Genomic DNA, 26087 nt, shown 5'->3' with positions numbered 1-26087 from the left:
ACATTGCGCCGCACAGGCGATTCCACGCAACACTAACGTTGGGTCGCGTTGCATCCGGCCCGCCGCCGTGCATAAACACGCACGACATAAAAAGGGCCGCCCATATGATCCTCTACCCCGCGATTGACCTCAAAGACGGCCAAGCCGTGCGCCTTGTGCATGGCGATATGAACCAGACAACGGTTTTCAACGACGATCCGGCGGCGCAGGCACGCGCCTTTGTCGCTGCGGGCTGCGAATGGCTGCATCTGGTGGACCTGAACGGCGCATTCGCGGGCGAACCCGTGAACGCCGCCCCGGTCGAGGCAATTTTGGCCGCCTGCCCCGTGCCCGCGCAACTGGGCGGTGGCATCCGCGACATGGCCACGATTGAACGCTGGCTGACCCGCGGTTTGGCGCGCGTGATCCTTGGGACGGTGGCTGTCGAAAACCCCGCGCTGGTGCGACAGGCTGCTGCGGCCTTCCCCGGTCAGGTCGCCGTGGGGATTGATGCCCGGGGCGGCTTCGTCGCCACCAAAGGCTGGGCGACCGAAACCGACGTGCAAGTGACCGACCTGGCCAAATCCTTTGAAGACGCTGGCGTGGCCGCGATCATCTACACCGACATCCTGCGTGACGGTGCGATGCAAGGCCCCAATATCACCGCGACCGAGGCATTGGCCCGCGCCGTCGATATCCCCGTGATCGCATCGGGCGGCGTGTCGTCGCTGGCCGATCTTATCGCCCTGCGCGACACAGGCGTCATTTCCGGCGCAATTTCGGGACGCGCGCTTTATGACGGGGCGATTGATCTGGGCGCGGCGCTGGCGGCGTTGCGCGGCTAGCACCGACGGATCCACGCCCGATTGCCTTAGGCGTGCGGGGCCGCTAAACCGCTGATATGTTAAAGACCCGCATCATTCCCTGTCTAGACGTCGCCGAAGGGCGCACCGTCAAAGGTGTCAATTTCGTCGATCTGATCGACGCGGGCGATCCTGTGGAACAGGCCAAGGCCTATGACGCCGCGGGTGCGGATGAACTTTGTTTTCTCGACATCAAGGCGACCCACGAAAACCGTGGCACGATGTTCGATCTGGCGACGCGCACGGCCGAACATTGCTTTATGCCGCTGACCATCGGCGGGGGCGTGCGCAGCCATCACGATGTGCGGGATCTGTTGCTTGCGGGGGCTGACAAGGTCAGCTTCAATTCTGCCGCTGTGGCCGACCCGAATGTCATCACCGAAGCCGCGCTGCGGTTCGGCTCGCAATGTATCGTCTGCGCGATTGACGCCAAAACCGTCAGTCCCGGCAAATGGGAAATCTTTACCCATGGCGGGCGTAAACCCACCGGTATCGACGCCGTGGAATTTGCCCGCACGGTGGCCGAACGCGGCGCGGGTGAAATCCTGCTGACCTCGATGGATCGGGATGGCACGAAATCCGGTTTCAACCTCGCGCTGACGCGCGCTGTGGCCGATGCAGTGAATATCCCGGTGATCGCATCGGGCGGCGTCGGCACGCTTGATCACCTTGTCGAGGGGGTGACCAAAGGCGGTGCCAGCGCCGTGCTTGCCGCCTCGATCTTTCACTTTGGCACCTACACAATCGCACAGGCCAAGGCCCATATGGCCGCCGCCGGACTCCCCATGAGGATGACATGAGCCTGACAGATCTTGCCGCCACGATCGCTGCCCGCGCTGATGCCGACCCCGATACCAGCTGGACAGCGCGCCTTTTGGCCAACCCCGACAAGGCCGCGGAAAAATTTGGCGAAGAAGCCGTTGAGGCCATCATCGAAGCCGTCAAAGGCGACCGTGCGGCGCTGACGGCCGAAGCCGCGGATGCGCTTTATCACCTGTTGGTCATGTGTGCCGCGCGCGATGTGTCACTGGCCGATATCGAAGCCGAACTGGCCAAACGCCAATCCCAAAGCGGAATCAGCGAAAAGGCATCGCGCCCCTGATTTCTTCTGTTCAAAATAACTCGGATTTTCGCCGGTTAACCCAAACGCAGTCGTGGAATTTCGATCGCCGGACAGCGATCCTGAATCACCGTGACACCGCGCGCCTGCGCCTTTTGTGCCGCCGCATCGTCGCGCACATCCAACTGCGTCCAGATCACATCCAGATCGGGCCAGCGCGCCAGTGCGGCCTCGACGATCCCAGCAACCGCGTCCGAGCGGCGAAAGATATCGACCATATCCACGTCGAACGGAATCTCGGCCAGCCCCGCATACACCGTTTCACCCAGATGCGTCTGTCCCTCCAGACCGGGGTTCACCGGCACAACGCGATATCCGCGTGATTGCAGGAACCTGGCGACACCGTGACTGGCGCGCGCGGGCTTGTTGGAAAACCCGACCACGGCGATCGTTTTCACGCGGGTCAGAACATCACGGATCAGATCATCAGAATACATCATCCCCCTATAGCCGCATAAAAAAGCGCCCGGAAGGGGATCCGGGCGCAAGGTATGGAACGAGGGACAGTGAAATGAAGCAGCAGGTTCCAGCTGCGTGCCTCTGATCCTAGATTTAGGGGCTGAGCGGCCACTTAAAAGAGGATGTAAGATAATTGTGAACAGGCCGTTAAGGGCACAGGAAATTCTAGGCTTCCAGCACTTTTGGCCAGTTTGCATCCGCCAGCGCGATATTCTCGGCAATCTCGGGGCGCCATTGCGCCCGCACGGAAATCGAATAATTCAGATATAATTTCCCAGCGTGCAGGGTCCAGGCCTCGGGATCGGTGCTGGCGGTATAGCCGCGTGACACCGCATAGGCGCAATAACCCCCGTATTGCGGGGCATATCCCATCGGATCGGCCTCGAAGGCGGCCATATTGGGCGCGCTGGCAAACTGCCAGATCGCACCCTTCCACATCAGTTGATGATCCGGCGATCCGGCAACGGGGCCATTGCCGGCAAAATAGGCCACTGGATCAATGCCGCGGATCGCAAGACCATCATCGGCAAAGGTTTCAGGCGTCGCGGCCATGACAGAGGGCGCCATCAACGCGCCAACAGGGGTCAGGGCGGCAAGGGCCAACAGGGAACGGCGAGTCAGCATGGGTCACACTCCGGTTGCTCGGGTTGATCCCAAGATGCGCGTTTGGATCGTGCCGCAAAAGCCCCCTGACACAAGTGTGACGGGGCGTGGGCAAATGTTTCAGTCAAAGATGTCGTCGACAACGTCCCATAGCTCGGACAGGGCCTTGTGCGCCAACCCTTTGCGTTTCTTACTCTTTTTGACCGACTTACGCCTCTTGCGCGGCGCCGGTTTGGGGCGTTTTGCGGGCGCCGGACGGGCGAGCGTCGCCGCAGGCGCGGTGGCCTGCGTCGGGCTGATCGGTAACATTTTCAGGTTGTGCAGCGGCGCGCCACAGCTTGCACAGGACAGCTCGTGGCGCTGCTCTCCGGTCAGAACCAGCGCGGCGCGGGTGCCGCAATAACAACAGGTTGCAATCTTTCGCAGCGGCAATCGGGCCTCCTATGCTCCTCTGGAGGCATATAGGGCTACGGCGGCCGCATTCGAGACATTCAGCGAACCAAAACCACCCACGGCATCAATCCGCACCAGGGCGTCGCAGGTTTCCTTGGTCTTGTCGCGCAATCCCGGCCCTTCGGCCCCCAACACCAGCGCGACGGCACGGTCGTGTTTGCCCGCCAGGGCGGTGTTGATGTCCTGATCCCCCTCGCCATCCAGGCCCAGCACCAGATAGCCCATCGATTTCAGGGTCTCCATCGCCTCTGCCAGATTGCGCACCCGCAGATAAGGCTGGCGTTCCAGCGCGCCACTGGCGGTTTTGGCCAATGCGCCGGTTTCGGGGGCCGCATGGCGCTGCATGGAAATGACCGCCCGCGCGCCAAAAACTTCGGCCGAACGCAGGATGGCACCCACGTTATGGGGGTCCGTCACACGGTCCAGCAAGACAACGCGCGGGGGCACACCATCGGCGCCGCCAACGCAGCGTTCCTCTAGTGACCCCCAGTTCAGCGGCTTGACCTCCAACGCCGCGCCCTGATGCACCGATTGCGGATCAATCGGGGCCGTGAACTTGCGCGGATCGGCCATTTCTGGCGTCATCCCGCTGGCCGCGACCGCGTCCTCCAGCTTGCCCAGCGCGTTCAGCGTGGTGATCAGGCGCAGTTTTTCGCGGCTCGGGTTCAAAAGCGCATCGCGCACCGCGTGCAGCCCGAACAACCAGATCGTTTCAGCCGCCGCGGCGCGCTTGTCACGTTCCTTTTCAACAACCCACTTTGGCTTTTTCATCGCATCTCTCCTGTTGCACCGCACCTAATCGACACCACCCGAAATAACCAGACAGCTTGTGGGGGCGTGGGTTGAAACCCACCTTACAGGGGGTCCGCGTCGGGTGGATTTCAATCCACGCGCCCTTTGTCACGATTTCAATCATTTGCGTATTGACGCCTCGCACGCCCAAGGGTATCCCGCCCGCCAGTGGGCGACAGGCCGCAAGGTGTGGCAGGGGACTGTAACTCCCTCGCGGAGACGCACGCCTGGTTCGATTCCAGGGTCGCCCACCATTACGCTATAGCGTTGATTTTCCTTATTTTTATGGCTACACTCCCCCGCACGGGGCCAGATTTAGCCACAAATGTTGAGGATTTAGCCACATGTCTTCGAAGAGAGCGCCAACTAAGGTCAAATATCTGAAGGACAACAATGGCTCATGGGCATACCGTCGCAGGGTACCGGAACGCCATCACTCTACGCTGGGTTTCAAGACGTGGAACAAGCCCTGTGGTAAAGTTCCCTATCCAGATGCGGTCGTTAAAGTCGCTGGGTGGACAAAAGAACATGACGAACTGATAGCGCAACTCGACGACCCAAAAATCGCAGCAGGCGTACGAGAAGTGACTATTTCTGGCAAATGGGAGAGAACGGCCCATGCAATGCGATACGCTCTCGAAGACTATGTTAGAGACCCTGAGGCACGGATGCATTTGCGCGACGAAGATGGGAATATCGTTGATACGTTCGATGCACTACCTAGTCCTTGGGTGACGGCAAGGGAATTCACTCTTGAAGCCGATGAGAATTCGGACCCAGTGCAGCGACTGGTTGTCTATCGAATAATCAAGAACACATATTTCGATCCCATCGTGGTGCCGCCGACCGATCCGGATGAGCGTGATCAGTATGACGCTGCCAAGCGGATGCTGGAACGTCGGATCGCTGATCTAAACGGAGACCCCAATACAATCAGCGTGGTATCGGAGAAGGCGTTTGATTTTGCCCGCATCAAAACCCAGGTCAGAAAAAAATATCGTCGAAGCATCCAGCAGTTGATCGACCATGCAGGTGATATTCCCCTGCCCCACTTGACCGGAGCCAAACTGCGTGAGTTCCGAGAAGCCAAAACAGGATCGATGAAAGCATCATCCGTCCAATCCGTATTTACCCCGATCAGGACGATGATGAAGTTCGCCGTCGAAAACGAGATCATCGAGAACAATCCGATGCCCGACGTATCCATGCCACGGGAAACACGGTCAGTTTGTCCGTCGTCAGGGTTTTTGGAACCAATGGCAGCTTAAACTAAGTGAGAGTTTGGCTCATCTGGTTGGTTTCATTATGCGGCGTGCTGTCGGTGATGCAAGCGCCGCGCTTCGAGTGTCTTTCGTTTGATCCTTTCCCTTTGTTTTAGAATGGCTTTGTCACGGCCAAAGTAGACGTCGGCGGGTGTGACGTTGTTGATGCTCTCGTGATACCGCTGATGATTGTAGTGGTCGACGAAGGCTTCGATTTGAGCTTCAAGATCACCCGGCAGGAAGTAGTTTTCCAGCAGGATGCGGTTCTTTAAAGTCTGATGCCAACGCTCGATCTTGCCTTGGGTTTGCGGATGGTATGGCGCGCCGCGAGAATGCTTCATGCCTTTGTCCTGCAACCATTCCGCCAGATCTCCAGAGACGTAACTCGATCCGTTGTCGCTGAGCAGACGTGGCTTGTGAACGACGTGAACTTGGTCGCAGCCGGATGCTTGCAATGCGAGGTCAAGCGTATCGGTAACGTCTTCAGCCCGCATGTTGGTGCAGAGCTTCCAGGAGACGATGTAGCGGCTGTAGTCGTCGAGGACAGTGCTGAGATAGAACCAACCCCATCCCAGAACCTTGATGTAGGTGAAGTCTGTTTGCCAAAGCTGGTTGATCGCAGTTGTTTTGTCTTTGAACTCGCTGGCTGCCTTGATGACGATGAAGGCCGGGCTAGTGATTAGATCATGCGCCTTTAGCACCCGATACACTGTGGATTCTGAGACAAAATAGCGCTCCTGATCCGTGAACGTCACCGCCAACTCGCGCGGTGACAGTTCCGTTTCCTGCAAGGCGAAGTCGACAACCTTGCGCTTCACCTCGTCAGGCACGCGGTTCCAAACGTGCTTGGGCTTGGGGGATTGATCCTGCAATCCGGCCTCACCGCGCTGCAGGTACCGATCGTACCAACGGTAGAACGTCGTGCGTGGGATACCCAGCTTGGCCAGTGTCAGACGCGCCGACAGATGGCTGCCCTCAACCAAACGAATGATCTCCAGCTTCTCTGATGCAGGATACCTCATTCGTGGTCGCCCCCATCGCCTGTCATGCTTTTTTTGAGAAGACGCAATTCGAGCGTCTGTTCCGCGACAACCTCTTTGAGATCCTTGGCCTCACGGCGCAGTTCTTTGACCTCATCGGTGTTTGCAGCCCGCGCAGTGTCGCCTGCCAGACGCCGCTTACCGGCTTCCATGAAGTCCTTGGACCACTTGTAGTAAATGCCTTGCGATATGCCTTCACGGCGGCACAGCTCTGCAATGCTGTCCTCGCCACGCAGCCCATCCAGTACGATCCTGATCTTCTCTTCGGATGAATAATGCTTGCGCGTGGCGCGCTTGATGTCTTTGACGATCTTCTCGCCAGGGCTCTTCGTTGTCTTTCTCATCGTCCACTCCTCAGTGGCTACGATGAGCAACAAACACTCTCTTAGCAAATACGCCTAATTGGACCCATAAGCGCTGACGTCAGACACTGGTGGTTACACCCAAGGCAACAACGCGGATTTCGATGCCGAACTGGCCATCGACACCGTGCAGCTATGGGCCTTCCTCGAAGCCACGCAATCAGACGAACTTGAAAAGCTGAAAAGCTATATGGACTGGAAAGATCGGGTGCTTCAGCGCCTCAGCAATAAGATCAAGAAGGACGGTTTGTTGACGATCCTAAAGAAGGGACTCAGCGTCGATCATGCCCACCTGAAGCTGCTCTATCGACTACCCTACAACACCAAGACCCCCGAGGTGACGCGGCTGTTCGAGGCCAACATCTTCTCGGTCACCCGGCAGGTCAATTTCTCGACCACCGACAGCAACCCGTCGGTCGATATGGTGCTGCTCATCAACGGTCTACCCATTGTGTCCATGGAGTTAAAACAGCCGTGGAAGGGCCAGAATGTCTCTCACGCCCGAAAGCAGTACCAAAGCCGCGACCACCGTGAACCGCTGTTCCAGTTCGGTCGCTGCCTGGTGCATTTCGCCCTCGATACGGATGAGGTGTTTATGGCCACCAAGCTGTCGGGCAAGAGCACCTATTTCCTGCCCTTCAACAGGGGCGACGGCCACGGCAAGGGCAACCCAATCAACCCCACCGGCCACAAGACAGCATATCTGTGGGACGAGGTGCTGACCCGGCACAGTCTGACCAATATCATTGAACACTTCGCCAAGCTGGTGGAGGAAGAAGACCCCGACACCGGCCAGAAGAAAAAGACTCTGTTCTTCCCACGGTACCACCAGTTGGATGTCGTGCGGCAGGTGCTGACCGATGTGAAGGCCCATGGTGTCGGACAGCGCTATCTGATCCAACATTCGGCGGGGTCAGGTAAGTCGAACTCGATCACATGGCTCGGGTACCAGTTGATCGAGACCTATGACGCGGTTGGGGAGCAGAATCTATTCGATAGCGTGATCGTGGTGACCGACCGCCGCGTGCTGGACAAGCAGTTGAAGGACAACATCCGGGCGTTTTCCGAGGTGAAAAACGTCGTCGCCCATGCATACAATTCGTCTGAACTGAAAACCGCATTGGAGAACGGCAAGAAGCTGATCATCACGACGATCCAAAAGTTCCCGTTCATCCTGGATGGCATCGCCGATCTTTCCGACCGGAAGTTTGCAGTAATCATCGACGAAGCGCATTCTTCCCAATCGGGCAGTGCTGCCGATAAGATGAACGAGGCCATCAGTGGTGGTGGTGACGAGGAAGAACCGGAAGACTTGCAGGACAAAATTCTCGCCGCGATGGAAGCCCGCAAAATGGGTACCAATGCATCGTTCTTTGCCTTCACCGCGACACCCAAGAACACCACGCTGGAACGGTTCGGTCGTCAGAACAGCGATGGCAAGTTTGTACCATTTCATCTGTATTCGATGAAGCAGGCGATTGAGGAAGGCTTCATCCTCGATGTGTTAAAGAACTACACGACCTACAAAAGCTATTACGAGCTTCAAAAATCAGTCGATGAAAACCCCGAGTTCAATACCAAGAAGGCGCAGGGGAAACTGCGGGCCTACGTCGAGGCTGATCCCACAACGATCAAGACCAAAGCTGGTATCATGCTCGAACACTTCGAGAGCAACGTTGTTCGGCCCAAGAAGCTGAAGGGCAAAGCCAAGGCCATGGTGGTTACCCGGAACATAGAGTCCGCCATCCGGTACTACCTGGCCCTGAGGGACGCCCTGCGGGCCGCTGGGAGCCCGTACAAGCCCCTGGTGGCGTTCACTGGCAAGAAGATGATTGATGGGGTGGAGCACGCTGAGGATACGCTGAACGGCTTCCCAGGGCGTGATATCACGAAGGAGTTCAAGACGGACCAGTACCGTATTCTGGTCGTCGCCAACAAATTCCTGACAGGGTTCGACGAACCCATGCTGACCACGATGTATGTGGACAAAAAGTTACAACATGTGCTGGCCGTACAAGCGTTGTCGCGGCTGAACCGCAGCAACAACAAATTGGGTAAAGAAGAGACCTTCATCCTCGATTTCCACAACACGGTGGAAGACATCAAGGATGCGTTCGACCCGTTCTACACCTCGACGGCCTTGAGCGAACCCACCGATGTGAACGTACTACACGACCTGAAAGACGCGCTGGATGATACGGGCATTTATGACTGGCCCGAGGTTGTGGAGTTCAACGAGAAGTTCTTTGCATCCGTCGACGCGGACCAGTTGTCACCGCTGCTCGACTCGGTTGCTGAACGGTTTGATGAGGTTGATGAGGACCAAAAGCCTGATATCAAGATCAAGGCTAAGCAGTTCGTGAAAATCTACGCCCAAGTGGCCTGCATCATTCCGTTCACCAACGCGAATTGGGAGATGCTGCACTGGTTCTTGAAGTTCCTGATCCCCAAGCTGAAGGTCAAAGACCCAGACCAGGATGAAATCAACGGCCTGCTCGAAAGCGTAGACCTGACCACTTATGGAGTAGAGCGCGTCAAGATCGGGTACACCATTGGACTAGACGACTCAGATAGTGAGTTGGAACCACCAAACCCGAACCCTCGCAGTGCCCATGATGACCCGGAAAAGGACCCTCTCGATCTGATCATCGCCGCGTTCAATGAACGATACTTTACCGGTTGGGATGCAACGCCAGAAGAACAACGGGTGAAGCTGGTTAACATCCTGAAACACGCCATGGCCGACCCTGCCTTCCAAGATAAGGTCGTTGGTAACCCCGATGAACAAAACCGTCGGATCGCGAGTGAGGCACTATTTGAGAAGGCGATGCGCAGTGAACGTCGTCGTGAAATCGATCTGTACAAGAAGTATGCGTCAGATGATGATTTCAAGAAGGGTATGCACGATGCGTTGCTACGAATGATGGAGCATGTGCTCAAGGATAGTGGAGCCAATCAATCACGTCCCGGATAAGGATCAGAGTTACGGCACCAGAATTGTTGATGGCCAATACCCAACCGACTATGAACCTTGGGCCCAACCCATATACGCTTAATGTTCAACAACAGGCTCCATATTTAGACACAAATCTTCATAATTTAGACACACAGTCGGAAAAATTCACCCACTACGAACTCATAAGTAATTAATAATATTAACTTAATCATAATCTTAATATCCACGCCAACACCGATTCCAGGGTCGCCCACCACTTTCCAGACATTGACCCACTGCCGTCACCACCCAACAAGGCACGGATGGAGAATGCGGGTTTTCTGCGCGGTCGGCATTTTTGTGGACGCGCGTGCCCGCAAAAGGTCAGGCCGCGCGATGGGAGGTGGCCGCTTTCGCCCCGCCCCTGTCATTCATGTTGAATGATCACCGACAAAAAGTCTTCATCGCTTGTGACGACGGTGTGATGGCCTTTGCCGTGCTTGTCTTCCATGTGCCAAACATCCCCCGGGCCGATGTCCCTGAACGCGCCGTCGCTGGCGGTCACGCGCACTGAACCGGCAAGACAGACAAGTTTTTGCGCAACAGGCGTTGGATGTATCGGTTCGTCCCACCCTGCGCGCAGTCGCAGAAACATGGTTTGCCTGGCGGTTTCCGGCGTTGAGATTTCAATGGCCTTGGCGGGTGGCGCAAAGGTCCGTTCCCGAAGTTCCACGTCAACGTCTTGCCAATGGCTCTCGCCTTGGGCGTCTGAATAAAGCCGATGAAATCTCATGTTCAAATCCCTTCTGCGCGCGCAGCGTTCCTGTTCGTGGGCGGCGGCAAATGTTGGTTCAGTTTGCGGAAAACTGCAAACCGGGATTTGGGTCCGGGATCGGCCCGTCCGGAAACCGGAAGTCGATGATTTCCCGAGCCGAGATTTCAAAAAATCGTCTGGCATTTCATGTTCCGGAAAAATCTTTTGCCGACTCCGAGTTTCCAGAAATCAGTCAGTTAAGGTTAAGCGGCCTGCGGCATGCAAGTAATCCGGCCTTTCGATTTCTGACAGGCTCACACTGGCCGATGCGGGTTCGGTCATTTCTCAAAACTCGTCTGGATAGACCGACATCAGCATTTGCATGCCATATTCGCTGTCACAGGCACCTGCCGCGATCATCTCGCTGACGATCTTGCGACGCGCGACGTCATGAACCGGGGCACTGTCGTCATGCTTTGGCGCGGCCTTCCGTGCGGGCCAGGTGAGACGCGGAAAAGAGGAAAAGAACAGGGCGGTCATGTTTGGTCTCCTTCGTTGTGCTGAATACAGATTACGGGTGGGAAAGTTCTGCTGGTATCCGTCACGGTGCCGTGCTGATATGCAATAATGCAGAGCCAGTTCAGGGATTGGGGCGACGTGCGCGTGTTTCTCGCGGTGATGCGCGAGGGGTCGACGCTTGCGGCCTCGCGACATTTGGGGATCAACCAGACCACCGTCGCGCGGCGCATCGACGTTCTTGAACACGTCCTTGACGTGACCCTGTTTGACAGAACCACGCGCGGAGTGGTTCCGACAGAACATGCGACCGCCCTTTTGCCTTATGCCGAATCCCTCGAACAGGCCGCCCTTGCGTTTGAGGCGGAAGCCGCGAGGGGAAAGACCAGCGCGCCGATCCGTATCACCTCCGTTGGCGACAAGACGTTTGGCAATATCGGCCAGGTGGTCGCCGATTTTGTCGCGGAAAATCCAGGTGTGAATTTTGAATTCATTTTTTCGGAGCGATATATAGACCTGACCAAGGGAGAGGCCGATATCGCCCTGCGCATGACACCGGCGATCTCGGACGACAGGTTGATTGCGCGAAAAGTCGGCCAGACGTATTGGACCTATTATGCCGCGCGCACCTATGCTGACAAACATGCGCTGCCCGATGCGTTTAGCAAAGATATGGAAGATCACCGCGTTCATCTGCTGGACCATTTCCCCAGCGAGCGCCGCAATATTATCCGGTGCGCGACAGTCAATGACCTGATGATGGCAATCGAAACCGGACAGGGTATTGGCCCGTTCCCGGTGCATGTCGGCGACGCAAACCCGAACCTTGTCCGCTGCTTTGATCCACCACCCAACGCGGAACTGCCAGTCTGGTTGATCACATCACCGGCTGCACACAAACGCCCCGAAATTCGCCGCTTTGCCGCCTTTGCTGCGCCGCGGATTGCCCGCAACCTCAAGACTATGGGCTAGGGTCAGATCGACCGCCCGTTCCGTTACCGCCACGCGGTCGGAGAGCGTTTTCAGGCGCGCACCGCATCGAACGATCCGTTGCTGCTGTCGCGCCATGAAAACCGCGCGCGGGATGGGCCGAGGTGTGATATGGTTAGACCGATTTCCAGTTAGGTCAGTGCCATGTCTCACGATTTGCACCTTCTTGTCGGCACTACAAAGGGGCTGTTCATTGTGCATGGCGGCACGGATCGCAACGGCTGGGATGTGACGGGGCCGCTGTGTGATGGCTGGCCGATCAATCACGTGGCTGGATGCGCGCGGACCGGGCATCTCTGGGCCGCAGGCGGGGGTGATTTTCACGGGGCCGGCGTTTGGCATTCACAGGATCGGGGGCAGACATGGGCGCTGACCCGCCTGACGCGCGGTGCGATGGATCAATGGGCCGCGAACGACCCCGATTTCGCGGCGATAGTCGGATGGGACGACACGCCCCTGCCCTTTGGCGACGATTTTGCCCAAATCTGGTCGCTGTCCTTCGCGCATGGCAGGCTTTATGCAGGCACCAAACCGGCAGGGCTTGTGGCCAGCGCGGACATGGGGGCCACTTGGGAAAAAATCCCGGGGCTGACAGATCACCCATCGGCCAAGGACTGGCAGGGCGGTGCGGCGGGTCTGGTCCTGCACAGCATCGTGCACCACCCCGAGGATGCGCAAAAGATCTGGGTCGGGATTTCCGCCGCTGGGGTTTTCGCTACCGAAGATGGCGGCAAGACTTGGGACAGGCGCAACCGTCTGTCCAACGCCGAAAGCTGTGGGCATCACGACCATCCGGCAGCGCCACGCGACGGGGAAACCGGACACTGCGTGCATAATATGATGCGCGCGCCGGGGCATGCGGACCTGCTGTATCAGCAAAACCACCATGGGGTCTGGCGGTCGCCTGATGGCGGGCGCAGTTGGGATGACATTACAGCGGGCCTGCCTTCGACCTTTGGTTTTCCGATCCGGGTGCATCCGCGCGACGGGGCGACGATCTGGACGATACCACTTAATGGCGACATGGCGGGCCGTTTTCCGCCTGACGCCGCCGCCGCAGTCTGGCGTAGTCGCGACGGCGGGCAAACCTGGGCGGCGCAGCGCGCGGGCCTGCCACAAAAGGCGTGCTTTTTCACTGTCCTGCGTCAGGCGATGGCGGGTGATACGCGCGACCCTGCCGGCCTTTATTTCACGACGAACAGCGGGTCGGTGTTTGCAAGTCTGGATGAGGGCGAACAGTGGCGCGAGGTCGCGCGCCACCTGCCCACTGCGCTGTGTCTCGAAGCTGTCGATTTCACCTGACGCCTAGGGAATCAGCACCTCGTTGCGGTTGAACTGAGCAAAATCTGTCGTGCCATCGTCATAGGTAATTTCGATATAGATGCTCTGCACCGAATCCGGCGGCAAGGTGACGTAAGGCAGGAATGTCGCCACATCGATCATCGCGTTGGGCGTGGCAAATTCGGTGTTGCAGGGTTCCATCAGCAGCGATGTGTCGGCCGGTTCTCCGTTGATCCCGTAACGCACGTCCCATAAACCGCAGCGCCAACTTAGCAGATGTGTAAAGTAAACAAGGTCTTGCCCCTCGTAGAGCCGCACCGCGACCCAGTTCGACTTGGTCATGGCCAAGATCGGACGCACTTCGAGGGCGGTCGTATATTTGCCCGTGGGCACCTGCGGTTCGGGTTCGCGCCCTTCCAGCCCATCGCCCGAACCTTCTTCGATCACAAGTTCGGGGACCATTTCGGCGACTTCGGTGCCGTTGGTGTCAGGCACGGGTTCGATTCCAAGGGCGATCCCGATCACAAAAGGCAGGAATAATTCAAACACGTGCAAATCTCCTCTCGGCACGGCTTTTGCCGCAGGGTTTCTCAATCTATACTGCCCCGAAATATATGAGGACAGGGCGAGTATGGCGCGAAAGGCGAAAACAGGCCAGCGTTTCAATATCATGGTTATTGGCCAGAACGGGCGGCTGCAATACGAGGCACTGTTGTTCGCGGCGTCGCTGCGCGCCTGTGCCCCCGCGTTCGCCGGGCGTCTGATCATCGCCGAACCCCAGCCCGGACCGCTGTGGAAGGGCGAGACCCGCATCACCGGCGATGTGCGCGCCGCCCTCGAGGAGATGGGCGCCGAGATCATACCATTCGACTCTGTTCATTTCGGCCAGGATTATCCCTATGGCAACAAGATCGAAGGGTTGTCGACCCTACCCGCAGGTGAGCCCTTTGTGTTCTTTGACACGGACACGTTGATCACCGGTGATATCACAAAAGTGCAATTCGACTTCGCCCGCCCTGCCGCATCCATGCGCCGCACCGGCACCTGGCCCGAGGAAGAGCTTTACTGGCCGGGCTATACGAAAACCTGGAAGTCGCTTTATGACAAGTTCGGGTTGGAGTTCGACAGCACGCTGGACCTGTCCCAACCGGATGAATACTGGGAGCGCTATCTTTATTTCAACGCAGGTTGGTTCTTTGGCACGGATCCCGTGGCGTTCCGTGATCGGTTCATGGAATACGCCCTCGCGATCCGTGATGACCGGCCCGAAGAACTGGTGCTGCAATCGCTTGATCCCTGGCTGGATCAGGTCACCCTGCCGTTGGTGATCCATTCGCTTGGCGGTGGCCGGCCCGGGCCGGAACTGGACGGGCTGGACGGTGATGTGACCTGCCACTACCGGATGCTGCCGCTGCTTTATGCCCGCGAGAGCGATCATGTTGTGCAGGTTCTTGAGGCTGTCGCCGCACCGAACAAGGTCAAGAAATTGCTGAAAAACTATGAGCCGTTCAAACGGATGATCTATCAAAAACGCGGCGAAAAGGTGCGTGCGCTGTTTGATCAAAACGACATGCCCCCGCGCGAACGCCAAGTCCGCAACATGATCAAGAAGAACGGGTTTTGGATGCGGTAATGACCGGGACGGGTGCTGCGCACACGCGATTTTTTGATGAGGGGCGCTGCCCCTCAAACACCCCGAGGTATTTCCGGCAAGATGAAACTAGGCACGCTTGAAGATATCAGCGTTGTCTGCCAATCCTTTGATTTCGATTGGGTTTCCTGACGGGTCGCGGAAAAACATCGTCCATTGTTCGCCGGGTTCACCCCGGAAACGCACCGAAGGCGCGACGATGAAATCCGTGTTGAGGCTGGTTAGCCTGTCTGCAAGCGCCTGCCAGTCACCCAATGGCAGCACGATCCCGAAGTGCGGCATCGGCACCATGTGATCGCCGACCTTGCCCGTTGCCGCCGTGGCCATCGGTTCGCCCAGGTGCAGACTCAGTTGGTGACCGAAAAAGTCGAAATCGACCCAGGTCGCCGTGCTGCGCCCCTCGCGCGCGCCCATGTGACCGGAATAAAAGTCGCGCGCGGCGTCAAGATCGCGAACATTAAAGGCCAGATGGAATGGATGTGGCATGTGTTTTTCCTTATTCCCGTGTCGCGCGTTGAGGTAGCGCAGCTTTCCCCTTAAACCTAGCGGCAAGCAACATCAGGGAGAAGACCTATGACCGACACGCCGACACTTGGTTTCGACACGCTGCAAATTCACGCGGGCGCGAACCCCGACCCCGCAACCGGTGCCCGTCAGGTGCCGATTTACCAAACCACGGCCTATGTGTTTCGCGACGCCGATCATGCGGCAAAGCTGTTTAACCTTGAAGAGGTCGGCTATATTTATTCGCGCCTGACCAACCCCACCGTGTCGGCCCTGGCCGAGCGGATCTGTGCGCTTGAAGGCGGCGTTGGTGCCGTGTGCTGTTCAAGCGGACACGCGGCGCAGATCATGGCGCTGTTCCCGTTGATGGGGCCGGGCAAGAACATCGTCGCCTCGACCCGTCTTTATGGTGGCACGATCACGCAGTTCAGCCAGACCATCAAACGCTTTGGCTGGTCCGCCACTTTCGTCGATTTCGACGATCTGGATGCAGTGAAGGCGGCGATTGACGATGACACCCGTGCCATCTTCGGCGAGGCGATTGCCAATCCGGGCGGGTATATCATGGATGTGCGTGCGGTGGCCGATATTGCCGACGCGGCGGGAATTCCGCTGATTATCGACAACACCACGGCCACGCCATACCTGTGCCGCCCGATTGATCTGGGCGCGACTCTGGTTGTGCATTCCACGACCAAATATCTGACAGGCAATGGCACCGTTACCGGTGGATGTGTGGTGGATTCGGGCAAGTTCGACTGGACCGCGAGCGACAAGTTCCCGTCCCTGTCAGCGCCCGAGCCAGCCTATCACGGGTTGAACTTTGGCGAGGCACTTGGGCCGATGGCCTTTACCTTTCATTCCATCGCGATTGGTCTGCGTGATCTTGGGATGACGATGAACCCGCAGGCGGCGCATTACACCTTGCTGGGTATCGAAACCCTGTCGCTGCGCATGGATCGCCACGTGCAGAACGCACAGGCCGTGGCCAAATGGCTTGAGGCGGACCCGCGTGTGGATTACGTGACCTACGCGGGGCTGGAAAGCTCGCCCTACTTTGCCCGGGTCAAGGATGTCTGCCCCAAGGGCGCGGGCGCGCTGTTCACCTTTGCCGTGAAGGGCGGATATGACGCCTGCGTCAAACTGGTCGATAACCTTGAGATTTTCAGCCATGTGGCCAACCTTGGGGACACCCGCAGCCTGATCATCCATTCGGCCAGCACGACCCACCGCCAGTTGTCGCCTGAACAACAAGAAGCCGCAGGTGCCGGCCCGAATGTTGTCCGCCTGTCGATCGGCATTGAAAGCGTTGACGATCTGATTGCCGATCTGGATCAGGCCCTGACCAAGGCAACCGCCTGAGCCATCATCGGGGGGCTGCGCTGTGGCCCCCCAGACCCGCTTAAAAGTCACAAAAAGGCACGCGGGCGCTTGGACTTGGCGGAAACCTGCTATAGCTTTGCGGCAACGCAGGGGGGTGCTTTTCCCCCACCCATCGGGATGATACAGCCGGGCAATGACGCCGAATTTCGCACTTTCACTTACATTCGAAGGCATCCGCCTGCTGCACCGCGTGCAGGATGGCTGGCACATGGTGGGTGAAGTTGCGCTGGATGTTGATGATCTGGGCGCGGCCCTTGCCCAATTGCGGGCGCAAGCGCTGACCATCGAACCGGGCGGATTGCGCACCAAGCTGTTGATTCCAAACGAGCAAATAAAATACCTCGCGCTTGACTCGACCCGCGTCGAAATGGACGATGTGCTGGCGGCGCTGGATGGCGCGACCCCCTATGCGGTGGCCGATCTGGCGGTCGATTTCACCAAGGGCGGCGGGCGCACCTACGTGGCCGCAGTCGCGCGCGAAACCCTGGACGAGGCGGCAAGTTTCGCAACCGAACACAACTTTGAACCGGTGTGTTTTGCTGCGGTGCCCGAAGCGTTCACTTTCGTCGGCGAGGCTTTTTTTGGCGCGCTTGACGGCTTTGACGTCCAGCGTGACGAAGACCCGGTGGTTGTGATCGGCGTTGCCGACGTTGGGGCGGCAAAGCCTGATCCCGCACCCGACGCCATTGCCGAACCCGAGGAAGTCGCCGCGCCGGAACCCGAAAAAGTGGCAGCGCCGGACCCTGCGCCTGACGCAACGCCGGATGCTGCCGCTGACACTGCGCCGCCCACCAAGCCAGCGCCCGATATCGCGCCAAGCGATCCGTCGGACATGTTCGAAGAACTTACGCTGGCCGCATCCGCGCCGGACGACACCGCAGATATTGACCTTGCCGACGAGACGCCCGCACCGGCTGGCGAGCCGGTCTTTGCGGCCCGTCCGCGCGCACCTCTTGCGGCACCGGCCAGCGATGCGCCAACCCCCAAGGCACCACCCGTCTTTGCGCCCGCCCGTGCCGCGAAACCGGCGAACGAGACCCGCATGGACCCGCCGCCGCTGGCCGTGCCGCAGGGTAAGAACACCAGTCCCATGCCCGCGCTTGCGGGCGTCAAGGTTGGCGATCGCAATGGCGTGGCGGCACCGGTGACGCCCTTGCGCGCAGAGACGCCCGATCCCGCCGACGCCCCCGCCGTGACAGGTGTGGCGCAAACTGCGGTGCCGGACGCCGAGGTGCAGCATTTTGAAGCGATTGTGCCCACTCACACGCCTGCGCAAGCCCCAGAGGAGACGCCGGAACCAGCCCCCCTCGCCGCCCCTGCCCGCGCGCCCGATACTGACATACCCGACAAACCCGGTCTGTTTCGCAGCCGCCGCAAGGAACGCGCCGAAAAGCCGCAAACAGCCCCGGCCGCGGCACAATCGGACGAACAAAGCCAGATGACCGTTTTTGGTGCGCGCAAGCCCGCCAAGGCAAAATCCACGACAGTCGTCGGCGGCAAGCCCCGTTTTCTTGGCTTGATCCTGACGGCGGTATTGCTGTTGTTCCTGATCGCCGTTGCCGCATTTGCCGCCATTATCTCAGAGGACGGGCTGGCAGGCTGGTTCAACCGTGGCACTGTTGAAACGGCGGCCACTGATCCGGTTGCACAGCCTGCCACCCCCCCGACATTGATCCGGCATCGGGGGTGGCCGCGCTGGACGATGGCACCGCTTTGGGGCAGGGCGGCACAGATGACGCAGTGACGCCCGACGCCCCCGACTTCGCGCTGATGGGAGAGGTCCTGAGCCCCGCCGAAGCTCAGCGAATCTATGCCGCCACAGGCGTTTGGCAAAGGGCACCACGCAGTCCCCAAACACCGCGCACCGATGTGATTGGCGCTTTGACTGTTGCTGCAACGCAGCCCATCACGCGCCAACAAACACCTGAAATTCCTGACTTTTCGATGGCCGCGCGTGATGGCTCGATGCTTGCGCCCGTCAATCCACCCCCGCCCGGCACCGATTTCCCGCGCGATGAACGCGGCCTGGTTCTGGCCACGCCCGAGGGAACGTTGACGCCGGACGGGATCGTGTTGATCGCGGGCAGCCCATCTGTCTTGCCGCCCGTGCGTCCGGGCACCATCGCCCCGCAAGTGGCCGCCGCACCCGAAACCAGACCCGAGACCACGCCCCAAGCCGCGCCCGCGTTCGTATCCGCCGCGCCGAGCGAGGTCACACTGCGTCCTCGTCTGCGCCCACAAAGCGATGCGGCTGTCGCACCTGAGGCAACGCCCGATACTGCACCGGAAACTGCGCTTGAATCTGAGCCAGACGCGGCTCCCGGGGCTGTCACAGAAGAACCGGCGCCAGCGGGCGGTATCGCCTTGACCGCCCTGCGCCCGCTGCCCCGCCCCGGCGGGCTTGCGCCCGTTGCCGCCCCCGTGCCCGAACCTGATCCGCGCCTGTCGGGGTTCCGCCCCCGTTTGCGCCCTGATGGTCTGGTCCCCGCAGCCGCGCCCGAACCAGAACCCGAAGTCGAACCCGCAGTCCCGACCGCCGCTGAACCGCCAACCTTGCAAATCGCCCCCGAAGTGGCCGCCGCCATTGCCGCTGCGCAATCCGCCCAAGCCGGACCGCCGCCCAGCATGATCGTTAATGCGACGCCGCTGGCGATCACCGCCTCGCTGCGTCCTGATATGCGCCCACGCAATTTCTCGCGGGTTGTATCGCGCGCGCGCGAAAACCAGACCCGCGTGGCGCAACAAGTGGCCGCCGTTGTGCCGCGAACCGTCGCGCCAAGCGGGCCGACGTCTGGCGGGGTGGCACGGGCCGCGACACTGGAGGGCGCGATCAACCTGCACAACATCAACCTGATCGGTGTTTTTGGCACCCCTGATGCGCGCCGCGCACTAGTGCGGTTGGACAATGGCCGCCTTGTGCGCGTCGGTGTGGGTGATCGTCTGGATGGCGGGCGCGTGCAGGCCATCGGCGATAGCACGTTGAACTATACAGTAAGAGGGCGCACATTTCAGCTGCAAATGCCCAGCGGCTGACCACTCTACCGCTTTTACACTGAGGGCCGATGCGTTGCACTGGCGCGCCCCTTAACCGACAAGGCCCAATGGAAAGTTTCCTGTTCCAAGCAACGATCTATCTTGGCGCTGCGGTGATCGCGGTGCCTTTGGCTGCGCGCCTCGGGCTTGGCTCGGTGCTTGGCTATTTGTTGGCCGGGATCGTGATCGGCCCCGTGCTTGGTCTTGTGGGCACCGAGACGGTGGATTTGCAGCATTTCGCTGAATTTGGCGTGGTAATGATGCTGTTCCTGATCGGGCTGGAGCTTGAACCGCGCGCGCTTTGGGATATGCGGCACCGGCTGGTCGGCCTTGGCGGCGCGCAGATCGGTCTGACAACGGCCCTGATCATGGCGGCGGGCATGTTTCTTGGCCTCGCATGGCCCACCGCGCTGGCTGTCGGGATGATCTTTGCGCTGTCGTCAACGGCGATCGTTTTGCAGACCCTTTCGGAAAAGGGATTGATGCAGACCGGTGGCGGACGTTCGACGTTTTCGGTGCTGCTGACGCAGGATATTGCAGTAATCCCGATGCTGGCGCTTTTGCCGCTGCTGGTCATTTCCGCGCCTGTCGCGTTTGCGCCGGACGGATCGATGCAGCTCGTGACGGAAGACCAACACGCGTCTGCCGCAAGCGAGGGGGCGCTGAGCCTTGTAGAGGGTCTGCCCGGATGGGGCGTTACGCTTGTGACGCTGGGCGCGGTGGCCGTGATCATTCTGGCCGGCATATTTCTGACCCGACCGGTGTTTCGCTATATCCACCACGCCCGCCTGCGCGAAATGTATACGGCGCTGGCCCTGTTGATGGTGGTCTCGATTGCCGTGCTGATGGGCATGGTTGGCCTGTCGCCCGCCTTGGGCACGTTTCTGGCGGGGGTCGTTCTGGCCAACTCGGAGTTCCGCCACGAGCTGGAAAGCGACCTTGAACCCTTCAAGGGGCTGTTGCTGGGGCTGTTCTTTATCACTGTCGGGGCGGGTATCAATTTTGCCGTTCTATTCGGTGACCCGGCGCGTATTCTGGGGCTGACGGCGGGCGTGATCGTTACTAAGGGTGCGGTGCTCTATCTACTGGCCCGCCTGTTCAAATTACACGGGCGCGACCGCTGGTTGTTCACGCTGGGCCTCGCGCAGGCAGGTGAATTCGGCTTTGTGCTGATCTCTTTTTCGCTACAGCAAGGTGTGCTGGGCCAAGGCCTGTCCGAGACCCTGTTGCTGGTCGTTGCCCTTTCGATGCTGGTCACGCCACTGTTGTTCATTGTCTTTGAATTGCTGAGCCGGAACATGACTGGCGATCAGGATCATCCCGCGGATGAAATAGACGAGGTCGGACAGGTGATCATCGCCGGAATCGGGCGCTTTGGGCAGGTCGTGAACCGGCTTGTGCAGGCTTCGGGCTTTAGCACAGTGGTAATCGACAACAATCTGACGACAGTGCAGACCATGCGCACCTTTGGCTTCAAGGGGTTCTTTGGCGATCCGACCCGCCCCGATCTGTTACACGCCGCCGGGCTGGACGACGCGACGGTGCTGGTCGTCGCCCTTGACGATCGCGCGGCCTCTTTGCGGTTGGTGAGATATGCCCGCAAGGAGCGCCCCGATTTGCACATCGTCGCGCGCGCCCATGACCGCATTCATGTTTATGAACTCTATCAGGCCGGTGCAGATGACATCGTGCGCGAAATGTTTGACAGTTCGCTGCGCGCAGGCCGCTATGTGCTTGAAAATATGGGTCTTTCTGAATTCGAGGCGAATGAGGCCGAAATGGCGTTCTACCATCAGGATCGCGCATCGCTGCGCGATCTGGCCGAATTGTGGAAGCCGGATGTGCCGATCGAACAGAACGCGGCCTATGTGGCCCGCGCGCGCGAGATGAACAAGGCGCTTGAGACCGAACTGACCGCGAAACTTGATGATGAAAAGGTCAAAAGGGGCGCCGCTGGCGGGCGCCCCAAGGCCTAACCCGCGGCTACACCTGCCTCGGCAAAGGTGGCCATGCCGGAATGGCAGGCCACCGCCCCCTTGAGGATACCAATCGCCAGTGCCGCGCCCGACCCTTCGCCAAGGCGCAAGCCAAGTTGCAGCAGTGGTTCCTTGTCGATCTTGGCGAGCAAAGCCGCATGCGCCCCTTCCGCGCTTTGATGCCCCGCAACCGCGTGATCCAGCGCGCCCGCCTGCGCCTGCGCCAAAGTTGCGGCGGCAGCGGTGCAGATGAACCCGTCAAGGATTACCGGGATGCGCTGCGCGCGCGCGGCGGCAATTGCCCCGGCCATCGCCGCAAGCTCGCGCCCGCCAAGGCAACGCAGGGCCGCAAGCGGGTCTTTGGCCGCGCTTGGGTTCGCGGCCAACCCGCGCGCAACCACATCGGTCTTGCGGGCAAGGCCTGCATCATCGACGCCAGTGCCGCGCCCCGTCCAGTCAGCCGGGTCACCGCCAAACAACGCCGTTGCGATGGCGGCGGCGGATGTGGTGTTGCCGATTCCCATTTCGCCCGTCACCAGTAGATCGGCTGCCGGATCAACCGCCTCCCAACCGGTGCGCAGCGCCGCGATCACCTCGTCCTCGGACATTGCGGGACCGGCGGTGAAATCGGCGGTGGGCGCGTCAAGCGACAGGGCATGCACGTCCATGCGCGCACCGAAGGCTTTGGAAAGCTGGTTGATCGCGGCACCGCCGTGTTCGAAATTGGCGACCATCTGCACCGTCACTTCGGGCGGAAAGGCCGATACACCCTGCGCGCAGACGCCGTGATTACCTGCGAAAACAATCACTTGCGGGTTTCTGATTTCCGGCGTCTCGGTGCCGCGCCACGCGCCATACCAGATCGCAAGGTCTTCAAGCCGCCCCAGCGCACCCGGCGGTTTGGTAAGCTGACCATTGCGGGCCGCAGCCCCCGCGCGGGCGGTTTCATCGGCGGCGGGTGCAGCAGCAAGGGTCGCGCGAAATTCGTCCAATGTGGTAAAGGGGGCTGGCATTTTTGTCCTCGCTCTGATCATTCTGGCCCCTGTCTAACGCCTTGGCCGCCTGTGAAAAGCCTCGAAAGGTCATCTTGATGCGCAATGCCGACATTTCGCACACACGCCCGTTGATGACGGCGCAGGACGTGCCTGCAGCACTGGGTTTGCTGACCCGGCTGCCGGTGCGGATCGACATAGATCGCGCCACGGCACGCGGCGCGGCGGCGGCTTGGGCCTTTCCGCTTGCGGGCGTTGTCGTGGCGGGAATTACCGCGCTGATCGGCGCGTTTGCCCTTTGGGTTGGCACGCCCGTCATGATCGTCGCCGGTCTGATCCTTGCCGTGCAGATCGTTGTCACCGGGGCGATGCACGAAGACGGGCTGGCCGACAGCGCTGACGGATTGTGGGGCGGTTGGGAGATCGCCCGCCGCCTTGAGATCATGAAGGACAGCGCGATTGGCACCTACGGCGTTCTGGCATTGGGGGTGTCGCTGTTGCTGCGGTGGGCGGCACTGGTTGCGATCCTGTCGGCGGGGTTTCTTTGGGCGCCGCTGATCGTTGTTGCCACTGTCAGCCGCGCGCCGATGGTGACGATGATGGCGGCCCTGCCCAATGCGCGCGCCGGTGGTCTGAGCCAAAGCGTCGGTCGCCCGAGCGGCGCGACAGCTGCCCTTGCCGGCCTGATCGCGCTGGCGGTTACGGTGGTATTCTTACCGTGGTCGGCCTTTGCGGTGCTCTTGGTCGTGGCCCTGGCGGGGATCGCTTGCGCCGTGATCGCGATGGCCAAGATCAAAGGCCAGACCGGCGACATTCTGGGCGCGACCCAACAAATCTGTGAAATTGCCGCCTTGACCGTATTGGCCGCACATCTGGGTTAGCAGCACTGCGCCGCCGTCAGGTCCGCGCGCCCGCGGTGCGGCCCCATATCGCGGGACACCAAAGTGCCATCCACAAGACGTGTAGCCATCACGCGGGTCCAGTCGGCATTGGCGGTGATCATCTCGATCACGCCGTTGCAATCGCGCAAGCCCCCGCCGATATCGCTTTCGCCGATGCGGTGGTTGGTCAGGCCCGGGGTTTGCGCCACAAATGTCAGCGCGCCGTCAGCGTAACGCCAGACCCGCAGGATGCGCGCCAGATGCGGGCGGTCGATATAGGCAACCTCAATCGCCCCGTCGCCGTCCAGATCAGCCGCACCGATGGGCGCAAGCCAGCGGTTGGTCTGGCCAATGTAGGGGGTCGCAGCCACCACGCCATTTTCATCGTAAAGCGCAAGCCGCGCGCCTTGGGCGATCGAGGTTTCGACTGTCATCACAACCACATCCCCATCGGGCAGGGTCACAAGGCGCGGCGCGATATCCTCGAATACATGGGTTTCAGGAAGCCGCAGGGTGATCTCGCGCCCCCCGACATCCATTTCCAGCGCGCCCCATTCCACAGCATCGCCAAGCACGCCGTGATCGTAACGGGTTGTCGGTTCACTGTAGCGCGCGGCGGTGATCGGTTCGGCACCCGCCAAAACGGGCCAAAGGGCCAGGGCAAGTGCACACAACCGCATCAGATCTGCTTTTCGGGCATCTGCACGCGCAAACCATCCAGCGCATCCGTCACCTTCAGCTGGCACGTCAGGCGCGAGCGGTCGGGATCGGGTTCATAGGCGAAATCAAGCATGTCTTCTTCCATCGGGTCCTTGGCGGGCAGCTTTTCGACCCAGGCCGGATCAACATAAACGTGGCAGGTGGAACAGGCGCAGGCGCCGCCGCAATCGGCCTCGATCCCCGGAATGCCGTTGTCGCGCGCGCCCTCCATCACGGTCAGCCCGTTGGCAACCTCGACGATGTGTTCCTTGCCGCCATGTTCGACGTAGGTGATTTTTGCCATGTGTTTCGCCCCTTTGCGATCCGCAATTTCTGTTGGCCTCTATTTAGGGTGCGCGCCACGGCCCTGCCAGCCCCAAAATGGTGTTGTGTGGGCTGGATGCGACAGGCTGTCGAGGTTGTGAACAGATGACTAGGCCGCGCACGGGTTTTGCGCTATCAAGCTTCAAGCGGGCGCAAGACCCATAAGGCAGAGCAGATGACCAAGCCGTTCCGAATTCTGGCTCCGATTGCGGGGGCGCTGGTGCTTGCTGCCTGCGTCGCGCCCGCGAATGTGCCTGATGAAACACCGATCACAACCGATGGCGCGGGGCGCTGTTTTGCGCAGGAAACCACGCCTGCGGTGATCGAAACCGTGACCGAACAGATCATCGTGCAGCCCGCCGTGCTGGACAGCGACGGAACGGTGCGCAGCCCTGCGGCGTTTCGCACGGTCACGCGCCAGCGCATTTTGCGTGAACGCCGCGAGGTTGAATTTGAAACGCTGTGCCCGGATGCGCTGACACCGCAATTCGTGGCCTCGGTGCAGCGTGCCTTGGGCGCGCGCGGGTTTTACCGTGGCGAAATCACTGGTGTGCTGGATGCGCGCACGGGGCGCGCAATCCAGACTTACCAGCGCCAGAACGGCGGCCATGACCTACCGGTTCTGGATATCGAAACCGCGCGGGGCCTGGGCCTTGTGGCCCTCTCCAGCGCGGTCTTGAACGCCGAGGGTTAAGCGGCCAGGCGCACGAAGTGCGGCTGCCCGTCCGAGGTGCGTTGCGGGGTCACGCCTGCATCGTTCAAGCTGACGGTGATCCGGCGGCGCAGGGACGAAAAGCTGTCAAAACGCACCACATCAACCGGTTCATCCAATTTGATCGTCAGCCGTGTCAGCCCTGCGTGCGCGGCAATCGCCAGCACGGTGCCCGCGACATCCTGGCCAAGGTAGCGCCCGGCGATCCGCGCCCCAAGGGTCAGTGGCGCAGGTGCGTTGGCGCGCTGCGCAAGCGCGGCAAGCGTGTTCCAGTCGCGCTGTCCCATCTGATGGGCCAGCATTTCAAGCGCTTGCGAATGGGTCGTGTCGTGGCCGCGCTTGGTCAGGTCTGCGCGCAAACGGCGGGCCTGATCCTTAAGGGTCGCAATGGTATTGGTCTGCATATTATCAGCCTTTTCAACGTGACGTTGGACCAGTGATCGGGGCTCGCATTGCCGGTCTGCCAACAATGTCTGTTGAAAGCCGTGGGATCGTGGCGGAATTTCACCATCCCCAAGGGGGG

The 26087-nt window shown here is 59.9% G+C and carries 27 protein-coding genes and 1 tRNA gene; 15 read left to right on the top strand and 13 right to left on the bottom strand.

What is annotated here, in order from left to right:
* Positions 1-104 precede the first annotated feature (104 nt).
* Genes hisA through FTO60_RS05115 form a run of 3 tightly spaced genes read left to right on the top strand, consistent with a single transcriptional unit; the run spans position 105 to position 1944 of the window.
* A complete protein-coding gene (gene hisA / locus FTO60_RS05125) occupies positions 105-824 on the top strand; it encodes a 1-(5-phosphoribosyl)-5-[(5-phosphoribosylamino)methylideneamino]imidazole-4-carboxamide isomerase (RefSeq protein WP_148054958.1) in 720 nt (239 codons plus the stop codon).
* A 56-nt stretch (positions 825-880) separates the two neighbouring features.
* On the top strand, positions 881-1642 hold the full coding sequence (gene hisF, locus FTO60_RS05120; RefSeq protein WP_148054957.1) for an imidazole glycerol phosphate synthase subunit HisF: 762 nt from the start codon (positions 881-883) through the stop codon (positions 1640-1642).
* Positions 1639-1944, top strand: coding sequence for a phosphoribosyl-ATP diphosphatase (locus FTO60_RS05115; RefSeq protein ID WP_148054956.1), 306 nt, complete (start codon positions 1639-1641; stop codon positions 1942-1944). The genes hisF and FTO60_RS05115 overlap by 4 nt, the downstream gene beginning before the upstream one ends.
* 35 nt (positions 1945-1979) lie before the next feature.
* Here the strand turns inward: FTO60_RS05115 and FTO60_RS05110 are convergent, their stop codons facing one another.
* The 4 genes from FTO60_RS05110 to rlmB all read right to left on the bottom strand — a co-directional run bounded on the left by FTO60_RS05110 (position 1980) and on the right by rlmB (position 4248).
* Entirely contained in the window at positions 1980-2402 is a 423-nt protein-coding gene (locus tag FTO60_RS05110) for a CoA-binding protein (protein WP_148054955.1), read from the bottom strand.
* Between the two features lie 184 nt (positions 2403-2586).
* Positions 2587-3045 (bottom strand): YHS domain-containing (seleno)protein, encoded by a 459-nt coding sequence (locus FTO60_RS05105; protein WP_148054954.1) that lies wholly within the window; start codon positions 3043-3045, stop codon positions 2587-2589.
* A gap of 99 nt (positions 3046-3144) precedes the next feature.
* Positions 3145-3456 (bottom strand): hypothetical protein, encoded by a 312-nt coding sequence (locus tag FTO60_RS05100; protein WP_148054953.1) that lies wholly within the window; start codon positions 3454-3456, stop codon positions 3145-3147.
* A 9-nt stretch (positions 3457-3465) separates the two neighbouring features.
* Positions 3466-4248, bottom strand: coding sequence for a 23S rRNA (guanosine(2251)-2'-O)-methyltransferase RlmB (gene rlmB / locus FTO60_RS05095; RefSeq protein WP_148054952.1), 783 nt, complete (start codon positions 4246-4248; stop codon positions 3466-3468).
* Between the two features lie 191 nt (positions 4249-4439).
* Here rlmB and FTO60_RS05090 point away from each other — a divergent pair.
* Positions 4440-4523, top strand: a tRNA-Tyr gene (locus tag FTO60_RS05090).
* A gap of 90 nt (positions 4524-4613) precedes the next feature.
* Entirely contained in the window at positions 4614-5537 is a 924-nt protein-coding gene (locus FTO60_RS05085) for a phage integrase SAM-like domain-containing protein (protein ID WP_148054951.1), read from the top strand.
* A 35-nt stretch (positions 5538-5572) separates the two neighbouring features.
* Here the strand turns inward: FTO60_RS05085 and FTO60_RS05080 are convergent.
* Positions 5573-6915 (bottom strand): IS3 family transposase gene (locus tag FTO60_RS05080; RefSeq protein ID WP_148057338.1). Its coding sequence is split into 2 segments (ribosomal slippage): positions 5573-6586 and positions 6589-6915, totalling 1341 coding nucleotides; the frame shifts between segments, so codons are not numbered across the junction.
* A gap of 145 nt (positions 6916-7060) precedes the next feature.
* Between FTO60_RS05080 and FTO60_RS05075 the strand changes: the two genes are divergently transcribed.
* Positions 7061-9907: a type I restriction endonuclease subunit R gene (locus FTO60_RS05075; RefSeq protein ID WP_254696892.1), complete on the top strand. Its 2847-nt coding sequence runs from the start codon at positions 7061-7063 to the stop codon at positions 9905-9907.
* Positions 9908-10295: 388 nt separating this feature from the next.
* On the opposite strand, the gene FTO60_RS05070 is transcribed toward FTO60_RS05075, so the two are convergent.
* Together FTO60_RS05070 and FTO60_RS05065 are read right to left on the bottom strand one after the other, a co-directional pair.
* Complete coding sequence (locus tag FTO60_RS05070; protein ID WP_254696891.1) at positions 10296-10826, bottom strand: cupin; 531 nt, start codon at positions 10824-10826, stop codon at positions 10296-10298.
* 141 nt (positions 10827-10967) lie between these two features.
* A complete protein-coding gene (locus FTO60_RS05065; RefSeq protein WP_148054949.1) occupies positions 10968-11162 on the bottom strand; it encodes a hypothetical protein in 195 nt (64 codons plus the stop codon).
* A gap of 87 nt (positions 11163-11249) precedes the next feature.
* Between FTO60_RS05065 and FTO60_RS05060 the strand changes: the two genes are divergently transcribed.
* Positions 11250-12110 (top strand): LysR family transcriptional regulator, encoded by an 861-nt coding sequence (locus FTO60_RS05060; RefSeq protein ID WP_148054948.1) that lies wholly within the window; start codon positions 11250-11252, stop codon positions 12108-12110.
* Between the two features lie 162 nt (positions 12111-12272).
* Entirely contained in the window at positions 12273-13430 is a 1158-nt protein-coding gene (locus tag FTO60_RS05055; protein ID WP_148054947.1) for a sialidase family protein, read from the top strand.
* 3 nt (positions 13431-13433) lie between these two features.
* On the opposite strand, the gene FTO60_RS05050 is transcribed toward FTO60_RS05055, so the two are convergent.
* Positions 13434-13958, bottom strand: a complete 525-nt coding sequence (locus FTO60_RS05050; protein WP_148054946.1) for a hypothetical protein — start codon at positions 13956-13958, stop codon at positions 13434-13436.
* Positions 13959-14040: 82 nt separating this feature from the next.
* Here FTO60_RS05050 and FTO60_RS05045 point away from each other — a divergent pair, with 82 nt between their 5' ends.
* Complete coding sequence (locus tag FTO60_RS05045; protein WP_148054945.1) at positions 14041-15042, top strand: hypothetical protein; 1002 nt, start codon at positions 14041-14043, stop codon at positions 15040-15042.
* Between the two features lie 87 nt (positions 15043-15129).
* Here the strand turns inward: FTO60_RS05045 and FTO60_RS05040 are convergent, their stop codons facing one another.
* Entirely contained in the window at positions 15130-15546 is a 417-nt protein-coding gene (locus FTO60_RS05040; protein WP_148054944.1) for a VOC family protein, read from the bottom strand.
* A gap of 87 nt (positions 15547-15633) precedes the next feature.
* Between FTO60_RS05040 and FTO60_RS05035 the strand changes: the two genes are divergently transcribed.
* From FTO60_RS05035 to FTO60_RS05025, 4 genes are all read left to right on the top strand, one after another.
* Complete coding sequence (locus FTO60_RS05035) at positions 15634-16926, top strand: O-acetylhomoserine aminocarboxypropyltransferase/cysteine synthase family protein (protein ID WP_148054943.1); 1293 nt, start codon at positions 15634-15636, stop codon at positions 16924-16926.
* Between the two features lie 154 nt (positions 16927-17080).
* Entirely contained in the window at positions 17081-18691 is a 1611-nt protein-coding gene (locus FTO60_RS17885; protein WP_254696890.1) for a hypothetical protein, read from the top strand.
* Positions 18634-19980 carry a hypothetical protein gene (locus FTO60_RS17880; RefSeq protein ID WP_254696889.1) on the top strand — a complete coding sequence of 449 codons (1347 nt, stop codon included), beginning with the start codon at positions 18634-18636 and terminating at the stop codon, positions 19978-19980. Before FTO60_RS17885 ends, FTO60_RS17880 begins: the two co-directional genes overlap by 58 nt.
* A 68-nt stretch (positions 19981-20048) precedes the next feature.
* Positions 20049-21956 (top strand): cation:proton antiporter, encoded by a 1908-nt coding sequence (locus FTO60_RS05025; RefSeq protein ID WP_148054942.1) that lies wholly within the window; start codon positions 20049-20051, stop codon positions 21954-21956.
* On the opposite strand, the gene cobT is transcribed toward FTO60_RS05025, so the two are convergent.
* The gene (cobT, locus tag FTO60_RS05020; protein WP_148054941.1) at positions 21953-22969 is read right to left on the bottom strand and encodes a nicotinate-nucleotide--dimethylbenzimidazole phosphoribosyltransferase; all 1017 of its coding nucleotides are present in this window, start codon (positions 22967-22969) and stop codon (positions 21953-21955) included. The two genes, FTO60_RS05025 and cobT, sit on opposite strands and share 4 nt — an antisense overlap.
* A gap of 77 nt (positions 22970-23046) precedes the next feature.
* Here cobT and FTO60_RS05015 point away from each other — a divergent pair, with 77 nt between their 5' ends.
* The gene (locus FTO60_RS05015; protein ID WP_148054940.1) at positions 23047-23829 is read left to right on the top strand and encodes an adenosylcobinamide-GDP ribazoletransferase; all 783 of its coding nucleotides are present in this window, start codon (positions 23047-23049) and stop codon (positions 23827-23829) included.
* On the opposite strand, the gene FTO60_RS05010 is transcribed toward FTO60_RS05015, so the two are convergent.
* Positions 23826-24509: a VCBS repeat-containing protein gene (locus FTO60_RS05010; RefSeq protein WP_148054939.1), complete on the bottom strand. Its 684-nt coding sequence runs from the start codon at positions 24507-24509 to the stop codon at positions 23826-23828. The genes FTO60_RS05015 and FTO60_RS05010 overlap by 4 nt on opposite strands.
* The gene (locus tag FTO60_RS05005) at positions 24509-24832 is read right to left on the bottom strand and encodes a 2Fe-2S iron-sulfur cluster-binding protein (protein WP_148054938.1); all 324 of its coding nucleotides are present in this window, start codon (positions 24830-24832) and stop codon (positions 24509-24511) included. Before FTO60_RS05005 ends, FTO60_RS05010 begins: the two co-directional genes overlap by 1 nt.
* A 195-nt stretch (positions 24833-25027) precedes the next feature.
* On the opposite strand from FTO60_RS05005, the gene FTO60_RS05000 reads away from it, so the two are divergent.
* Positions 25028-25546 (top strand): peptidoglycan-binding protein, encoded by a 519-nt coding sequence (locus FTO60_RS05000; RefSeq protein ID WP_148054937.1) that lies wholly within the window; start codon positions 25028-25030, stop codon positions 25544-25546.
* Here the strand turns inward: FTO60_RS05000 and FTO60_RS04995 are convergent.
* Positions 25543-25968 carry a glyoxalase superfamily protein gene (locus FTO60_RS04995; protein ID WP_148054936.1) on the bottom strand — a complete coding sequence of 142 codons (426 nt, stop codon included), beginning with the start codon at positions 25966-25968 and terminating at the stop codon, positions 25543-25545. The genes FTO60_RS05000 and FTO60_RS04995 overlap by 4 nt on opposite strands.
* Positions 25969-26087: the final 119 nt, after the last annotated feature.

This window comes from Octadecabacter sp. SW4 (assembly GCF_008065155.1).
Taxonomy (GTDB): domain Bacteria; phylum Pseudomonadota; class Alphaproteobacteria; order Rhodobacterales; family Rhodobacteraceae; genus SW4.
The sequence above is the reverse complement of the archived record's forward strand: the minus strand, read 5'-3'. Positions and strand labels throughout refer to the sequence as shown.

Coding starts and splice junctions, on each gene's coding strand:
- hisA (WP_148054958.1), top strand. CDS start 105: ATGATCCTCTACCCCGCGATTGACCTCAAAGACGGCCAAGCCGTGCGC.
- hisF (WP_148054957.1), top strand. CDS start 881: ATGTTAAAGACCCGCATCATTCCCTGTCTAGACGTCGCCGAAGGGCGC.
- FTO60_RS05115 (WP_148054956.1), top strand. CDS start 1,639: ATGAGCCTGACAGATCTTGCCGCCACGATCGCTGCCCGCGCTGATGCC.
- FTO60_RS05110 (WP_148054955.1), bottom strand. CDS start 2,402: ATGATGTATTCTGATGATCTGATCCGTGATGTTCTGACCCGCGTGAAA.
- FTO60_RS05105 (WP_148054954.1), bottom strand. CDS start 3,045: ATGCTGACTCGCCGTTCCCTGTTGGCCCTTGCCGCCCTGACCCCTGTT.
- rlmB (WP_148054952.1), bottom strand. CDS start 4,248: ATGAAAAAGCCAAAGTGGGTTGTTGAAAAGGAACGTGACAAGCGCGCC.
- FTO60_RS05085 (WP_148054951.1), top strand. CDS start 4,614: ATGTCTTCGAAGAGAGCGCCAACTAAGGTCAAATATCTGAAGGACAAC.
- FTO60_RS05070 (WP_254696891.1), bottom strand. CDS start 10,826: ATGCCAGACGATTTTTTGAAATCTCGGCTCGGGAAATCATCGACTTCC.
- FTO60_RS05065 (WP_148054949.1), bottom strand. CDS start 11,162: ATGACCGCCCTGTTCTTTTCCTCTTTTCCGCGTCTCACCTGGCCCGCA.
- FTO60_RS05060 (WP_148054948.1), top strand. CDS start 11,250: ATGCAGAGCCAGTTCAGGGATTGGGGCGACGTGCGCGTGTTTCTCGCG.
- FTO60_RS05055 (WP_148054947.1), top strand. CDS start 12,273: ATGTCTCACGATTTGCACCTTCTTGTCGGCACTACAAAGGGGCTGTTC.
- FTO60_RS05045 (WP_148054945.1), top strand. CDS start 14,041: ATGGCGCGAAAGGCGAAAACAGGCCAGCGTTTCAATATCATGGTTATT.
- FTO60_RS05040 (WP_148054944.1), bottom strand. CDS start 15,546: ATGCCACATCCATTCCATCTGGCCTTTAATGTTCGCGATCTTGACGCC.
- FTO60_RS05035 (WP_148054943.1), top strand. CDS start 15,634: ATGACCGACACGCCGACACTTGGTTTCGACACGCTGCAAATTCACGCG.
- FTO60_RS17885 (WP_254696890.1), top strand. CDS start 17,081: ATGACGCCGAATTTCGCACTTTCACTTACATTCGAAGGCATCCGCCTG.
- FTO60_RS05025 (WP_148054942.1), top strand. CDS start 20,049: ATGGAAAGTTTCCTGTTCCAAGCAACGATCTATCTTGGCGCTGCGGTG.
- cobT (WP_148054941.1), bottom strand. CDS start 22,969: ATGCCAGCCCCCTTTACCACATTGGACGAATTTCGCGCGACCCTTGCT.
- FTO60_RS05015 (WP_148054940.1), top strand. CDS start 23,047: ATGCGCAATGCCGACATTTCGCACACACGCCCGTTGATGACGGCGCAG.
- FTO60_RS05010 (WP_148054939.1), bottom strand. CDS start 24,509: ATGCGGTTGTGTGCACTTGCCCTGGCCCTTTGGCCCGTTTTGGCGGGT.
- FTO60_RS05005 (WP_148054938.1), bottom strand. CDS start 24,832: ATGGCAAAAATCACCTACGTCGAACATGGCGGCAAGGAACACATCGTC.
- FTO60_RS05000 (WP_148054937.1), top strand. CDS start 25,028: ATGACCAAGCCGTTCCGAATTCTGGCTCCGATTGCGGGGGCGCTGGTG.
- FTO60_RS04995 (WP_148054936.1), bottom strand. CDS start 25,968: ATGCAGACCAATACCATTGCGACCCTTAAGGATCAGGCCCGCCGTTTG.